Annotated in this window: 12 protein-coding genes and 1 pseudogene; 8 read left to right on the top strand and 5 right to left on the bottom strand. The window is 69.7% G+C overall.

The genetic code is table 11. The annotated features are described in order from the left end of the window. Window positions 1-401 (bottom strand): annotated as a pseudogene (locus GTW43_RS16240) (repressor LexA); the annotation flags it as partial. 516 nt (window positions 402-917) lie between these two features. On the opposite strand from GTW43_RS16240, the gene nrdR reads away from it, so the two are divergent. Next, the gene (gene nrdR, locus GTW43_RS16245) at window positions 918-1,463 is read left to right on the top strand and encodes a transcriptional regulator NrdR (RefSeq protein ID WP_161302746.1); all 546 of its coding nucleotides are present in this window, start codon (window positions 918-920) and stop codon (window positions 1,461-1,463) included. Between the two features lie 138 nt (window positions 1,464-1,601). Next, complete coding sequence (locus tag GTW43_RS16250; protein ID WP_161302747.1) at window positions 1,602-4,496, top strand: vitamin B12-dependent ribonucleotide reductase; 2,895 nt, start codon at window positions 1,602-1,604, stop codon at window positions 4,494-4,496. Between the two features lie 121 nt (window positions 4,497-4,617). Here GTW43_RS16250 and GTW43_RS16255 read toward each other — a convergent pair whose 3' ends face one another. Continuing rightward, window positions 4,618-5,154, bottom strand: coding sequence for a TerD family protein (locus GTW43_RS16255; RefSeq protein WP_161302748.1), 537 nt, complete (start codon window positions 5,152-5,154; stop codon window positions 4,618-4,620). A 172-nt stretch (window positions 5,155-5,326) separates the two neighbouring features. Between GTW43_RS16255 and GTW43_RS16260 the strand changes: the two genes are divergently transcribed. The 3 genes from GTW43_RS16260 to GTW43_RS16270 all read left to right on the top strand — a co-directional run bounded on the left by GTW43_RS16260 (window position 5,327) and on the right by GTW43_RS16270 (window position 7,646). Continuing rightward, window positions 5,327-5,932 carry a YdbC family protein gene (locus tag GTW43_RS16260; RefSeq protein ID WP_161302749.1) on the top strand — a complete coding sequence of 202 codons (606 nt, stop codon included), beginning with the start codon at window positions 5,327-5,329 and terminating at the stop codon, window positions 5,930-5,932. Between the two features lie 130 nt (window positions 5,933-6,062). After that, window positions 6,063-6,722 carry a histidine phosphatase family protein gene (locus GTW43_RS16265; protein ID WP_161302750.1) on the top strand — a complete coding sequence of 220 codons (660 nt, stop codon included), beginning with the start codon at window positions 6,063-6,065 and terminating at the stop codon, window positions 6,720-6,722. Window positions 6,723-6,734: 12 nt separating this feature from the next. Further along, on the top strand, window positions 6,735-7,646 hold the full coding sequence (locus tag GTW43_RS16270) for an ADP-ribosylglycohydrolase family protein (RefSeq protein WP_161302751.1): 912 nt from the start codon (window positions 6,735-6,737) through the stop codon (window positions 7,644-7,646). Between the two features lie 149 nt (window positions 7,647-7,795). On the opposite strand, the gene GTW43_RS16275 is transcribed toward GTW43_RS16270, so the two are convergent. Then, entirely contained in the window at window positions 7,796-9,343 is a 1,548-nt protein-coding gene (locus GTW43_RS16275) for an MFS transporter (protein ID WP_161302752.1), read from the bottom strand. A gap of 157 nt (window positions 9,344-9,500) precedes the next feature. Between GTW43_RS16275 and GTW43_RS16280 the strand changes: the two genes are divergently transcribed. The 3 genes from GTW43_RS16280 to GTW43_RS16290 all read left to right on the top strand — a co-directional run bounded on the left by GTW43_RS16280 (window position 9,501) and on the right by GTW43_RS16290 (window position 11,577). Next, on the top strand, window positions 9,501-10,127 hold the full coding sequence (locus tag GTW43_RS16280) for a TetR/AcrR family transcriptional regulator (RefSeq protein WP_161302753.1): 627 nt from the start codon (window positions 9,501-9,503) through the stop codon (window positions 10,125-10,127). A gap of 50 nt (window positions 10,128-10,177) precedes the next feature. Next, entirely contained in the window at window positions 10,178-10,879 is a 702-nt protein-coding gene (locus GTW43_RS16285) for a ribonuclease HII (protein ID WP_161302754.1), read from the top strand. A 68-nt stretch (window positions 10,880-10,947) separates the two neighbouring features. Then, window positions 10,948-11,577, top strand: a complete 630-nt coding sequence (locus GTW43_RS16290; protein WP_161302755.1) for a hypothetical protein — start codon at window positions 10,948-10,950, stop codon at window positions 11,575-11,577. A gap of 81 nt (window positions 11,578-11,658) precedes the next feature. Here GTW43_RS16290 and GTW43_RS16295 read toward each other — a convergent pair whose 3' ends face one another. Both GTW43_RS16295 and GTW43_RS16300 read right to left on the bottom strand, forming a co-directional pair. Then, window positions 11,659-12,297 carry a hypothetical protein gene (locus GTW43_RS16295; RefSeq protein WP_161302756.1) on the bottom strand — a complete coding sequence of 213 codons (639 nt, stop codon included), beginning with the start codon at window positions 12,295-12,297 and terminating at the stop codon, window positions 11,659-11,661. Between the two features lie 254 nt (window positions 12,298-12,551). After that, window positions 12,552-13,821, bottom strand: a 1,270-nt coding sequence (locus tag GTW43_RS16300; protein WP_202501507.1) for a helicase-related protein, incomplete at its 5' end; no start/stop codon positions are given.

Below are 13,821 nucleotides of genomic sequence, written 5' to 3' on the forward strand. Positions count from 1 at the left end.
GTGTCCGTGGGCTGCGCGCTGCTGGGCTGGTCGGAACCCCGGACCTCGTACGCGCGCGGGCGGTGCGGGTCGCGGCGCAGGAAGCCCTTGCGCTCGAGGGCCATCAGCTGGTGCGCCACCGACGAGGTGCTGGACAGGCCGACGGCCTGGCCGATCTCCCGCATCGACGGCGGATATCCACGCCGCTGCACCGAGTCGCGGATGACCTCGATCACGCGCCGCTGACGGTCGGTGAGTCCCGAGCTGTCCGCGCGGATTCCTGGTGGCCGGCCGGGCAGGGAGCGCCCGGGCTTGGGCCCCTCCTGGCTCATGGCTGCGTCATTCATGGCATGCACCGGCTCGAGTCGGCCCTGGGCGCGGCCCTGGGCAGTGATGGTGGCACTGTCTGCGGTCGTGGTCACGTCGTGGGCCCCTCTCGAGAATGTCTCCCTAGCTAGCCAACGGTAGTTCCTTTCGAAAGGTTGCGCCAAACACACGTTCGAGTGAAAAACCGTAGATTACTTGTAGTGATCATGTGCTCGGGTATATGGCTACCGCCGACCGAGTGAGGCATTTCGGCTCAATCCGGTACGCTTCACCGCTGGGGTCGAGGCCCCCTCCGCGGTCACCCGCCAGTCTGCCATCCGGCCACCCCGGGACCGGCCGCCACCCCCGTTCTCGCGCGAGGCTCCCGTCGCCCGTGGCGACCCGGCCCTCGCCTGTGAGGTTCCGCGGCTGATCCGGGCGCCGCGACACGCGTAGGGCCGATAAAGCAGCCAAACCCCCAGATGTAGTGGTTGGATTGCCTCGGCAGCCCAGAAGTTGTGGTCCCGGGTCCTTCGGGGCCGTGGTCATCGCCTATGCTGGGGGCTGCTTCGAGAGGTGCGACCAGCCTCCCGAGGCTATCGAGTCGTGCCGTGAAGGAGGGTTGGAAGTCCATGCACTGTCCCTTCTGCAGGCATCCCGACAGCCGTGTCGTCGACAGCCGCACCACCGACGACGGCACGTCCATCCGTCGCCGCCGTCAGTGCCCGGACTGCTCCCGTCGTTTCACGACGGTGGAGACCTGCTCACTGATGGTGGTCAAGCGGAGCGGTGTGACGGAACCTTTCAGCCGCACCAAGGTCATCAACGGTGTCCGCAAGGCCTGCCAGGGGCGGCCGGTGACCGAGGACGCCCTCGCGCTCCTCGGTCAGCGTGTCGAGGAGGCCGTGCGGGCCACCGGGAGTGCCGAGCTGACCACGCATGACGTGGGCCTGGCCATACTGGGCCCGCTGCAGGAGCTGGACCTGGTGGCCTACCTGCGGTTCGCGTCCGTCTACCGGGCGTTCGACTCGCTGGAGGACTTCGAGTCCGCGATCGCGGAGCTGAGGGAACAAACGCCCGGCGTCACGGCGGACGCCGCGGGCGGGGAGCGCGCAGATGACGAGAGCGGGCCCGGAGGGACTGTCGAAGTCCCCGTGCCCGCCCACGCCGCCGACTGACGGCCCACGGGCCGGGGGGCGGCGAGCCAGAGACCTGTTGCGAGCGGCGCGAGCGGCGCCCGCAGCACAAGACAAACACCGTGCCACGGGAAGATCGAGGCACTTTAGGGCGTTTTAGCCCGATATATGGGAGGCGGCATGACAGAGACGGCGAGCGGCCCGGCACGAGGTTCCCGCGCGAAGGGTTCCAAGGCCACCAAGGGTCTGCGCATCGAGCGCATCCACACCACCCCCGGCGTGCACCCGTACGACGAGGTGGAGTGGGCGCATCGTGACGTCGTCATGACCAACTGGCGCGACGGCTCGGTCAATTTCGAGCAGCGTGGCGTCGAGTTCCCCGACTTCTGGTCGGTGAACGCGGTCAACATCGTCACCAGCAAGTACTTCCGCGGTGCGGTCGGCACCCCGCAGCGCGAGGTGAGCCTCAAGCAGCTCATCGACCGCATCGTGAAGACGTACCGGAAGGCCGGTGAGGACTACAAGTACTTCGCCTCGCCCGCCGACGCCGAGATCTTCGAGCACGAGCTGGCGTACGCCCTCCTGCACCAGATCTTCAGCTTCAACTCGCCGGTGTGGTTCAACGTGGGCACGCCGCAGCCGCAGCAGGTCTCCGCCTGCTTCATCCTTGCCGTCGACGACTCCATGGAGTCGATCCTCGACTGGTACAAGGAAGAGGGCATGATCTTCAAGGGCGGCTCCGGCGCCGGCCTGAACCTCTCCCGCATCCGTTCCTCCAAGGAGCTCCTCTCCTCCGGAGGGAACGCCTCGGGCCCCGTCTCCTTCATGCGCGGTGCCGACGCCTCCGCAGGAACGATCAAGTCGGGTGGCGCCACGCGCCGCGCGGCCAAGATGGTCATCCTCGACGTCGACCACCCCGACATCGAGGACTTCATCCAGACCAAGGTCTCGGAGGAGGAGAAGATCCGCGCCCTGCGCGACGCGGGCTTCGACATGGACCTGGGCGGCGACGACATCACGTCCGTCCAGTACCAGAACGCCAACAACTCGGTGCGCGTGAACGACGAGTTCATGAAGGCCGTCGAGTCCGGCGGCCAGTTCGGACTGCGTGCCCGCATGACCGGTGACGTCATCGAGGAGGTCGACGCCAAGTCGCTCTTCCGCAAGATGGCCGAGGCCGCCTGGGCCTGCGCCGACCCCGGCATCCAGTACGACGACACCATCAACCACTGGCACACGTGCCCGGAGTCCGGCCGCATCAACGGCTCGAACCCGTGCAGCGAGTACATGCACCTGGACAACACGTCCTGCAACCTCGCCTCCCTGAACCTGATGAAGTTCCTCAAGGACGACGGCAAGGGCAACCAGTCCTTCGACGTCGAGCGCTTCGCCAAGGTCGTCGAGCTCGTCATCACCGCGATGGACATCTCCATCTGCTTCGCCGACTTCCCGACCGAGAAGATCGGCGAGAACACCCGCGCCTTCCGCCAGCTCGGCATCGGCTACGCGAACCTGGGCGCCCTGCTCATGGCGACCGGCCACGCCTACGACTCGGACGGCGGCCGCGCCCTCGCCGGCGCGATCACGTCGCTGATGACGGGCACCTCGTACAAGCGTTCCGCGGAGCTCGCCGCGGTCGTCGGCCCCTACGAGGGCTACGCGAAGAACGCCACGCCGCACCAGCGCGTCATGAAGCAGCACGCCGACGCCAACACCGTGGCCGTCCGCATGGACGACCTGGACAGCCCGATCTGGGCCGCCGCCACGGAGGCCTGGCAGGACGTCGTCCGGCTCGGTGAGAAGAACGGCTTCCGCAACGCGCAGGCGTCGGTCATCGCCCCGACCGGCACGATCGGTCTCGCGATGTCCTGCGACACCACCGGCCTCGAGCCCGACCTCGCCCTGGTCAAGTTCAAGAAGCTCGTCGGCGGCGGCTCGATGCAGATCGTCAACGGCACCGTGCCGCAGGCCCTGCGCCGCCTGGGCTACCAGGAGGAGCAGATCGAGGCGGTCGTCGCCCACATCGCCGAGCACGGCAATGTGATCGACGCGCCCGGCCTCAAGCTCGAGCACTACGACGTGTTCGACTGCGCCATGGGCGAGCGCTCCATCTCGGCGATGGGCCACGTCCGCATGATGGCCGCGATCCAGCCGTGGATCTCCGGCGCCCTCTCCAAGACGGTCAACCTGCCGGAGACGGCGACCGTCGAGGACGTAGAGGAGGTGTACTTCGAGGCCTGGAAGATGGGCGTCAAGGCGCTCGCCATCTACCGCGACAACTGCAAGGTCGGCCAGCCCCTCTCCGCCAAGAAGAAGGAGGCGGAGAAGGCCGAGGTGACGGCGAAGACCGAGGCGACGATCCGCGAGACCGTCGAGAAGGTCGTCGAGTACCGTCCGGTCCGCAAGCGCCTCCCCAAGGGCCGTCCCGGTATCACCACCTCCTTCACCGTCGGTGGCGCCGAGGGCTACATGACCGCCAACTCCTACCCGGACGACGGTCTCGGCGAGGTCTTCCTCAAGATGTCGAAGCAGGGCTCCACGCTCGCGGGCATGATGGACGCCTTCTCCATCGCCGTCTCGGTCGGCCTGCAGTACGGGGTGCCGCTGGAGACCTACGTCTCCAAGTTCACCAACATGCGCTTCGAGCCGGCCGGCATGACGGACGACCCGGACGTGCGGATGGCGCAGTCGATCGTCGACTACATCTTCCGCCGCCTGGCGCTCGACTTCCTGCCCTTCGAGACGCGCTCCGCCCTCGGCATCCACTCCGCCGAGGAGCGCCAGCGTCACCTGGAGACGGGCTCCTACGAGCCCACCGAGGACGAGGTCGACGTCGAGGGCCTGGCTCAGTCGGCTCCGCTCGCCCAGGAGCTGAAGGCCGTGGAGACGCCCAAGGCCGAGGCCGCCGCCGCGGTGCCGGCCCCGCAGCAGGCGCACACCAGCGCGGAGCTCGTCGAGATGCAGCTGGGCATCCAGGCGGACGCCCCGCTCTGCTTCTCCTGCGGGACGAAGATGCAGCGCGCAGGCTCCTGCTACATCTGCGAGGGCTGCGGTTCCACCAGCGGTTGCAGCTGAACCGACGGCGCCGGGGCTGACGCGGCGGTGACGAGCCACCGCCGCTCAGCACCCTGATCCGCGTGCACGAGAGGGAGTCGACCCACACGGGTCGGCTCCCTCTTCGCGTGCAAGGAGCTGCCTAGAGTGCGCCCATGGCGGCGGCGAACGCGGTGAGGTCGCCGTCGAAGCCGTGCACGGTCTCGTGGAAGGACCACTCTCCCTCGGCGTCCCGCACGAACTCCGCGACGGTGGCGGCAGGGCTCTCTCTCACCTGCGAGAAATCGTGCTCAGAGAGGTCTGTGTATCCCTCCCGCACGCGCACCGCCGTGTGCGACACGTCGCCGAACACCTTGGCCGGGCCTTCCCCGGGCTCGCCCTGTTGAATCGCCACGCCCACGACCACGCGCGTGAAGCGCGGTGCCAGGCGCTCCAGCTCCAGCGTCATGACCTCGTCGTACCCGAATCCCTGACCGGTGCGGCTGTCCCGGTCCAGCGTGATGGTGCCGTCAGGCGAACGGCTGTCGAAGTGCACGACGTACTCGGGCGTGCCCTGCGGGTCCTCGCCCGTGTAGGCCGCCGCCACGAGGTCCAGGTCGTGGGGAGGCGAGCCGATCGGGCTCGGGTCCCACTTCAACCCGACCTCGGCCTTCTCGATCCCCTTGCGGAGGCTGCTCACCGAACTCCCCCTTCTCGGTGCGATGTCTGAGTGCTACTGGACACGCTACGTCGTCCCACCGACAACAGGCGGACCGACCGTTTCCCGTCGGCCATGCGCGTGCGCCCCCTGAAGTCCCCGTGCTCCGGCCAAGAGTGACACCGTGTCATGCGTCGCGCCGTACCATGGCGCGGTGCTGGTCAAGTGGATTCGCTGCACCGTCGTGGACCGTCGGGGGTTCGAGCGGGGGCAGCGGAAATGGGCGGGGCTTCTCGGGGAGCCGGGGTTCAGGGGACAGGGCGGAGGCTGGAGCAGAAGGCAGCCTGACGTGGCGCACGTGATCGGATTCTGGGAGAGCCGGGCCTTCTACGACTCCTTCATGGCGCGTTCCCACGACCGGCTGGCGTCGGCGCAGGTGGGCACGTTCAAAGACATACAGGTGAAGCTTTTCGATCACAGCTTCGACGTGAAGACCGGTTTCGAGGCCAAGTTCGCGGATGCGGACGTGGTGCGGCTCGCGCACCTGAAGGTGCACGCCGACCGGGCCGAGCACTTCACCTTGATGCAGCAGAAGGTCTGGAATCCAGCCATGGCCGGGTCTCCAGGAATGGTCCGAGGGCTCTTCGGTGAGGCACCGGAGGCTGAGTTCCTGGTGCTCTCCATGTGGCGCTCGGCCGCGGAGCACGGCAAGTACCAGGTCGACCGGGTGGAACGCTTGTCGGCCAGGGCGCAGACGGAGACCGACATCGCGGGGGTGAGCGGCGACATCGTGGGACTCGAGCCGAGCTGGACGGTGTGAACGCGGCTCACGCGCGCGTCTGCTGTGAGGCGGTGTCTCCCCGAGGTGGTGTCTCCGAGGCGGGGTCCTCTACGCCGGATGGCGCCCGCACGGGTGCTCGGAACCTGCCGGATCGATCTACTGTTCTGGCATGGCACGACCACGGCGCATCGTTCTGGTCCGGCACGGCGAGTCCGAGGGCAACGCGGACGACACCGTGTACGAGCGCGAGCCCGATCATGCCCTGGCGCTCACCGGAAAGGGCCGGCTGCAGGCCGACGAGACCGGCCGTGAGCTGCGGGCTCTCTTCGGTCGTGAGCGGGTGAGTGTCTACGTGTCCCCGTATCGCCGCACCCACGAGACCTTCCGCGCCTTCCGCCTCGATCCGGACCTGGTACGCGTGCGCGAGGAGCCGCGCCTGCGGGAACAGGACTGGGGGAACTGGCAGGACCGCGACGACGTACGGCTCCAGAAGGCGTACCGCGACGCGTACGGGCACTTCTTCTACCGATTCGCACAGGGGGAGTCGGGCGCGGACGTGTACGACCGGGTGGGCGCCTTCCTGGAGAGCCTGTACCGCAGCTTCGAGGACCCCGGCCACCCGCCGAACGTCCTGCTGGTGACCCACGGGCTCACCATGCGGCTCTTCTGCATGCGCTGGTTCCACTGGAGTGTGGCGGACTTCGAATCGCTGTCGAACCCGGGGAACGGGGAGACGCGCTCGCTCGTTCTCGGGGAGAACGGCAAGTACACCCTGGACCGGCCGTTCGAGCGATGGCGTGAACCTGAGCCCTATGGGATCACCGGTTAGAGTGGCAGTGCGATGATCGCTGATTCCTCTCCCGAAGGGCGCCTGCACCGCGCCCTGTCCAGCCTGCGCGGCCTCTCCGTGGGGGACGCGCTCGGATCCCAGTTCTTCGTCCCGGAGAACTATCCCCTGCTCAAGAGCCGTGGCCTGCCCGAGGGCCCCTGGCAGTGGACCGACGACACCGAGATGGCCTGCTCCGTCGTGGCCGTCCTGGCCGCACACCGACGCATCGACCAGGACGAGCTCGCCCGGTCGTTCGCCGAGCACCACGACTTCGACCGCGGCTACGGCCCCGCGGTGAACAGACTGCTCCGCCTCGTCCGCGAGGGCGGCGACTGGCGGTCCCTGGCCTCGGCACTCTTCAAGGGCCAGGGCTCGTGGGGCAACGGCGCGGCGATGCGGATCGCCCCCTTGGGTGCCTACTACGCCGACGACCCCGAGCAGGCCACGCACCAGGCGGAGATCTCGGCCTACCCGACGCACCAGCATCGTGAGGCCGTCGTGGGCGCCATGGCGGTGGCCGCGGCCGCAGCGCTGGCCGCGGCACCGACCGGACCGCCCACGCCGGGAGACCTCCTGGACGGAGTCGTCGCCCTCGTGCCGCGCAGTGCCGTGGGCGCGGGGCTGCGCAGGGCCAGGGACATGCTCGACTACGGAGACCCAGGGACCGTCGCCGCGGTGCTCGGCTGCGGTCGGCGCACTTCCGCCCACGACACCGTCCCGTTCGCCCTGTGGTCGGCCGCCCGTGGGCTCGGCGACTTCGAGGGTGCCTTCTGGAGTACCGCGCAGGTGGGCGGTGATGTGGACACCACCTGTGCGATCGTCGGCGGTGTCGTCGCCGGGGGCCAGGGAAGCCCGCCGGCCGCCTGGCTCGACCGGACCGAGGCTCTCCCGGGATGGGTTCCGGCGGCGGCTTCTCGCAGCTGACCAGGCGGGCGTACGGAGGCCCGCGACGCCGAGAGGAAGCCTCGCCTCTCGCGTGCGGGCGTCGCGCAGTGCCGTGGGTGGGTGCCGGGCCGCTTGTCGCTCGGCGGACCCGGCACCCACGGCAGCGTGCTGCGCTCTTCCTCGCTTCCTCAGCCTGCGGCGGGCCCGGCGACACCCGAGAGCGCGTCGAGATCGCTCTTGCGCACCTTGACGACCACCAGGGCGACGGCGAGGGCCAGCACCGCCATGGCCGCGGCCGGTATGAAGGCCGTCGAGATGCCGTGCGCCAGTACTTCGTGCCCCCAGGGAGCCGGGAGTTCGTGGGACTTGAGGAACTCCGCCTTCTGTTCGGGCGAGGCGTGGGCCATGAAGTCCGGCAGTTGCGCCTTGGCCTCGTCCCGGCTCGCCGAACCGAAGACGGTGGTGAGGATCGACAGGCCCAGAGATCCGCCCACCTGCTGGGTCGCGTTGAGCAGGCCGGACGCCGCGCCCGCTTCGTGCGGTGCGACACCGGAGACGGCCGTCACGGTGAGCGTCACGAAGTTCAGCCCCATGCCGACGCCGAACACCAGCATCGGGCCGAGTACGCCTCCGAGGTAGGAGCTTCCGGGCGTCACGAAGGTCTGCCAGGTCAGTCCGACCACGGCGAGCGCGGTGCCGGCGGCCATGAACGGTTTCGGCCCGAGCGTCGGCAGGAACCGCTGGGACACACCGGCTCCGACCGCGATCGCCGCCGTGACCGGCAGGAACGCGAGTCCGGCCTTGATCGGCGAGTAGCCCAGCACGTTCTGCACGAAGAGGACGATGAAGAAGAACATGCCGAACATCGCCGCGGCGAGGCTGAGCATGATCACGTACGTCCCCGAACGATTGCGGTCCGCGAACATCCGCAACGGGGTGATCGGGTCCTTGGCGCGCCTTTCGACGGCCGCGAACGCGAGCAGCAGGACGACCGAGGCGCCGAACGAGCCCAGCGTGAGGCTGTCACGCCAGCCTTCCTCGGAGGCCCGGATGAACCCGTAGACGAGTGCCACCATGCCGAACGTCGAGGTCAGCGCACCGGCGATGTCGAAACTGCCTGGATGGCGGTCCGACTCCGCGATGTACAGAGGCGCGAGGACGGCGATGAGGATGCCGATGGGAACGTTCACGAACAGGACCCAGCGCCAGTCCAGCCAGTCCGTGAGCATGCCGCCGGCGAGCAGTCCCACTGCGCCACCGCCGGCGGAGACGGCCGCGAAGACGCCGAACGCCCGATTCCGCTCCGGGCCTTCGGGGAAGGTCGTGGTGATGAGGGCGAGGGACGTGGGCGAGGCGATGGCGCCACCGACGCCCTGCAGGGCGCGGGCCGCCAGCAGCTGCCAGGGCTCCTGGGCCAGGCCACCCAGCAAGGAGGCGGCGGTGAACAGCAGGATGCCGGTCATGAAGACCCGGCGGCGTCCCAGGATGTCCCCGGCCCGGCCGCCCAGCAGCAGCATGCCGCCGAAGGTGAGGGTGTACGCGCTCACCACCCAGGTCAGGTCGGTGGTGGAGAACTTGAGGGCGTCCTGAATGTGCGGGAGCGCGATGTTCACAATCGTCGCGTCGAGGACCACCATGAGTTGGCAGGCCGCGATGACGGTGAGAGCGAGGCCGGGGTGCCCCTCCCGACGGGCAGCCCCGGGCTTCTGATCATGGATCAACTGAGAGGTTGTCACTATGGATCCCCCACGAGAGCATGAGTGAACGTACCCGTTCACTGTGACGTCAACGGTAGTGAGTCCCCTTCAGTGAACGCAACCGTTCACTGAACTCGTTGCCGTGTGTTCCGGGCCACTCCCGGCCCCTCTCGGACCGCTCAACGGAGAGATGACAATGGACAGTTCACGCTGGAGGACCGCTCCGCCGCCGGGCGCCGCGGCTCTGCGCAGGCGTGGCGCCGTGCTCGAACAGGCGATTCTGGACGCCGCGTTGGACCAGCTCAGTACGGTCGGCTGGAACGGGATGACGATGGAGGGCGTCGCCGCGGGCGCTCAGACGGGCAAGGCCGCGGTGTACCGGCGCTGGCCGTCCAAGGAGGACCTCGTCGTGGACGCCCTCCAGGCGGGTCTGCCGAAACTGGACTCCGCGCCCGACTGCGGCGGCGTCCGTGAGGACCTGCTGGAGCTGTGCCGGCAGATGCGGGAGGCGATGTACTCGCGCCCCGGATTCGCGCTGCGCTCGGTGCTTCACGAATGCGACACGTTCACCGCGGAGCGGTTCCATGCCGTGATCGTCGAAGGCGTCGTCGAGCCCGGCGTCGAGCTGATCAAGGAGGTCCTGCGCCGGGGGATCGAGCGGGGCGAGGTGCGCTCCGACGCCGTCGACGCTTATGTGTGCGACGTGATCCCCGCGCTGATGATGTACCGCTCGAAGGTGTGCGGGAGCGAATGGCAGGAGGTGGACCTGGTCGGGATGATCGACCGGGTGATGGTGCCGCTGCTGGTGCCTCGCCCCGTTTGAGGGCGGGCCGGTGTCACCGGCCCCGTCGGGCGGCGTACGCTTGATGCGCCATGCCGTACGAACCACCCACCCACACCGTCGAGCGCTCACTGCGCGCCACCACCGGTGCCAAGATCATCGCCGGTGTCGACGAGGTCGGCCGGGGAGCCTGGGCCGGTCCCGTCACGGTGTGTGCCGCCGTCACCGGGCTGCGCCGCCCGCCCGAGGGGCTGACCGACTCCAAGCTGATCAGCCCCAAGCGCCGAGAGACGCTCGCCGATCTGCTGGAGGGCTGGGTGACGGCGCACGCGCTCGGTCACGCGTCCCCCGAGGAGATCGACGACCTGGGGATGACCGCCGCGCTCCGGCTCGCCGCCGTGCGGGCCCTGGAGGGCCTGCCGGTGCGCCCGGATGCGGTCATCCTGGACGGGAAGCACGACTACCTGGGTACCCCGTGGAAGGTCCGCACGGTGATCAAGGGGGACCGCTCCTGCATCGCCGTCGCCGCGGCGTCGGTGATCGCGAAGGTCCGTCGCGACAAAATGATGGCCGAATTGGGCATCGACCATGCAGACTTCGGGTTTGCGGCCAACGCCGGATACCCGTCGCCGGTGCATCGCGCCGCGTTGGAGGAGCGGGGACCCACTCCGTACCACCGACTGTCGTGGGCGTATCTTGATGCGCTGCCCCAGTGGCGGCACCTCAAGAAGGCCCGCAGCTGGGCGGATGCCGGCGTTCCTGAGATCGAGGGCCAGCTCGGCTTCGACTTCTGACCGTCGTACTCGCACTGACGTGCCACCCGGTGGCGCGATTCGCACCTGCGTTTGATAGATATCAGCTCATGCCTCTCATTCCCGAGGAGCCTCAGATTCACGAGAGTGCCCAGGGTCCCCGCGCGACTCCGGCCAGTGGCCGTACCGCGCCGACCCCTCGCCCCGTACCCGGCCCGCGTCCCGCGGCGCCGCCGCGACCCGGTCGTCCGGGTCCCGCAAGGCCCACGCCGCCCGCGCAGCGCACGTCGCGCGAGTCGGCCGGTGCCCCCAGGCCGGGACCGAAGGTCCCGTCCGCCCCGTCCGCTGCCGCCGCGGCGCAGGTCCAGCTCATCCCGGCCTCGGCCGAGGGCGCACTGGACGCGGCCGAGGAAGCCGTCGACCTGCTGCTCGACTCCGGTCGCGCGCCGGGAGAGGTGCTCGTGATCACCACGGGCGACCCGCACCCGTGGGCGGCGCACGAGCTGTCGTTCGGCGCCGATGCCTACTGGGCGCAGCACGACGCGGGAGACGACGTCTTCTACGCCGACGCCGCCGCTCTGAACCGTGCCGCGTCCCGGCCGGTGGTCGTCGTCGCCGTCAACGGGGGCGACGAGGCGGCCGGCGCGGCTCTCCCGCTCGCTCTCGGCAGGGCCGGATCCCTGCTGATCGTGTGCGGCGACCCGGAGCGCATCAACGCGCTGCTGGGCGCCGGGGTCTGACGCGCCGCCTGCCGGCTGCCCGCACCGCACGGCGGTGACCGGGGAGCCCGGCAGGCCGGTGCGCGGCCGTCGCCGGCCCGGTCAGCGCGCGGCTGCCCGCCGCAGCATCTCTGTCGCCGCGCCACCCGCGCGCGGCGCCGACACCTCGGCGCTGCCCAGGCTCTCCGGCGCGGAACCGAGTCCCGGACTGCGGCCCCCGCGGCCCTCTCCGAGTACCTGCCAGCCGTCGCGCGTCATGGTGATGTACGCACCGCAGCGCAGCCCGTGCAGGGTGCAGGCATCACGCAGGCCCCACATCCACGCGCCGTCCTCCTCTGTCCAGCGGGCATCGCCCTCGCGGCAGTAGAGCAGCACGGCCGTGCGCACGGGGGTGCGGCGGCGCAGATCGTGCGGGATCACCCGGCGAAGCTGCGAGAGCAGAGAGTTGCGGAACGTCCAGCCGTCGGTGTGGCTCTCGCGCCGGGTGAACGACGCGCTCGCGCGCAGCCGTTCCTCCGGATCGAGCACGGCCACCACGGCCGTCTGCGGTATCGGTCCGTGGCGGGCGTGCAGGCCGGTGACGACCTCGCGCGGATTGCGCAGCAGCGGAATTCCGGCTGCGGCCCACTCCGCGGGTTCGAGCAGCCTGGTAGGTCGGTTGACGGAATCGGTGGACCTCTCGGTGCGCATCGAGGACGCGGACATCGATGCCGCCGAGGACGGAGCGAATCCGAAGGTCACGGTCCTCCCTTCGGCTGGTCGCCCAGGAGGGCAGGTCGGACTGGGGGAGCGCGCCGCGGCACAGCCCTACCGGACCACGGGAGCCGCGCGGGGAGCACTCCCGATTCTTCCCGTCGTACTGGCACTCGGCAACGAGCAATTGGCACCCGAGACCGGTATCTGGCGATGTGTCACCAATATCCCTGCCCATAGGTTGGACACCCGTCCGCCCGAGGGCGCCGCAGGCGCCCACGACGGGGGCATGCGCAGGTCGCTCAGCCCTGGACGGCCAGGACCAGCGGCAACACCCCCTCGGCGCCGGACCGTCGCAGCAGCCGGGCCGCCATGGCGAGGGTCCAGCCCGTCTCGGTGTAGTCGTCCACGAGCAGCACCGGTCCTCCTGCGGTGGCGAGAGCCTCGGCCAGCTCCGGTGGGAGCACCAAGGTGCCTTCCAGGGCGCGCAGTCGCTGCGCACTGTTACTGCGAGGCATGTGCGCCGTGTCGCTGCCCGGCAGATAGCCGATCTGTCCGAGGAACGGCATCCGGCCGACCTGCGCGATCCCGCGGCCCAACGAGTCGATCAGCCGGGGCCGGGTGTGCGACGCCATCGTGACCACGCCCACTGGGCGCGGCGACGCCGAGGCGGCGCCGGACGCCCAGCCCCCGGGCCCCTTCGCCCAGTCGGCGAGCACCTCGACGACGGCCCGCGCCACGTCGTCCGGCACAGGGCCGTCGCCGGCCTGCGGCGTGAGCATGGGGCGCAGCCGGTTGCCCCAGCCGATGTCCGAGAGGCGGCCCAGCGCACGGCCGGAAGCCGCCTGCTCACCGGCAGGGATGCGGCCCTTCAGGTCGATGCCGACCGCGGCAAGACCGGTGGGCCACATCTTGCGCGGCTCCACCTCCACTCCGGGACGGCCGAGTTCGCCACGCGCGGAGGCGAGCGCCTCCGGCGAGACAGAGCTGTCGAAGCGGCCCCCTGCGCAGTTGTCACAGCGCCCGCAGGGGGCCGCTGCCTCGTCGTCCAGCTGACGGCGCAGGAACTCCATGCGGCACCCCGACGTCGTCGCGTAATCACGCATGGCCTGCTGCTCGGCCTCGCGCTGCTTGGCGACCCAGGCGTAGCGCTCGGTGTCGTAGACCCATGGCCGGCCCGTCGCGATCCAGCCGCCCTTCACACGGTGCACCGCACCGTCCACGTCGAGCACCTTGAGCATGGTCTCCAGGCGCGAGCGGCGCAGCTCCACCAGCGGTTCGAGTGCGGGCAGGGACAGGGGCCGCTCGGCGCCGGCGAGCACGTCGAGCGTGCGCCGTACCTGCTCCTCCGGCGGGAAGGCCAGCGAGGCGAAGTAGCGCCAGATCGCCTCGTCCTCCTTGCCGGGGAGCAGCAGTACCTCGGCGTGCTCGACACCGCGCCCGGCTCGCCCCACCTGCTGGTAGTACGCGATGGGCGAGGACGGCGAGCCGAGGTGCACCACGAAGCCGAGATCGGGTTTGTCGAACCCCATCCCCAGCGCCGACGTCGCCACGAGTGCCTTCACCCGGTTA

It is taken from the genome of Streptomyces sp. SID5785 (assembly GCF_009870065.1).
Lineage (GTDB): Bacteria > Actinomycetota > Actinomycetes > Streptomycetales > Streptomycetaceae > Streptomyces.

Bases quoted from the DNA above. Each gene is read 5' to 3' on its own strand.
- nrdR (WP_161302746.1), top strand. From the start codon at position 918: ATGCACTGTCCCTTCTGCAGGCATCCCGACAGCCGTGTCGTCGACAGC.
- GTW43_RS16265 (WP_161302750.1), top strand. From the start codon at position 6,063: ATGGCACGACCACGGCGCATCGTTCTGGTCCGGCACGGCGAGTCCGAG.
- GTW43_RS16285 (WP_161302754.1), top strand. From the start codon at position 10,178: ATGCCGTACGAACCACCCACCCACACCGTCGAGCGCTCACTGCGCGCC.
- GTW43_RS16270 (WP_161302751.1), top strand. From the start codon at position 6,735: ATGATCGCTGATTCCTCTCCCGAAGGGCGCCTGCACCGCGCCCTGTCC.
- GTW43_RS16250 (WP_161302747.1), top strand. From the start codon at position 1,602: ATGACAGAGACGGCGAGCGGCCCGGCACGAGGTTCCCGCGCGAAGGGT.
- GTW43_RS16280 (WP_161302753.1), top strand. From the start codon at position 9,501: ATGGACAGTTCACGCTGGAGGACCGCTCCGCCGCCGGGCGCCGCGGCT.
- GTW43_RS16290 (WP_161302755.1), top strand. From the start codon at position 10,948: ATGCCTCTCATTCCCGAGGAGCCTCAGATTCACGAGAGTGCCCAGGGT.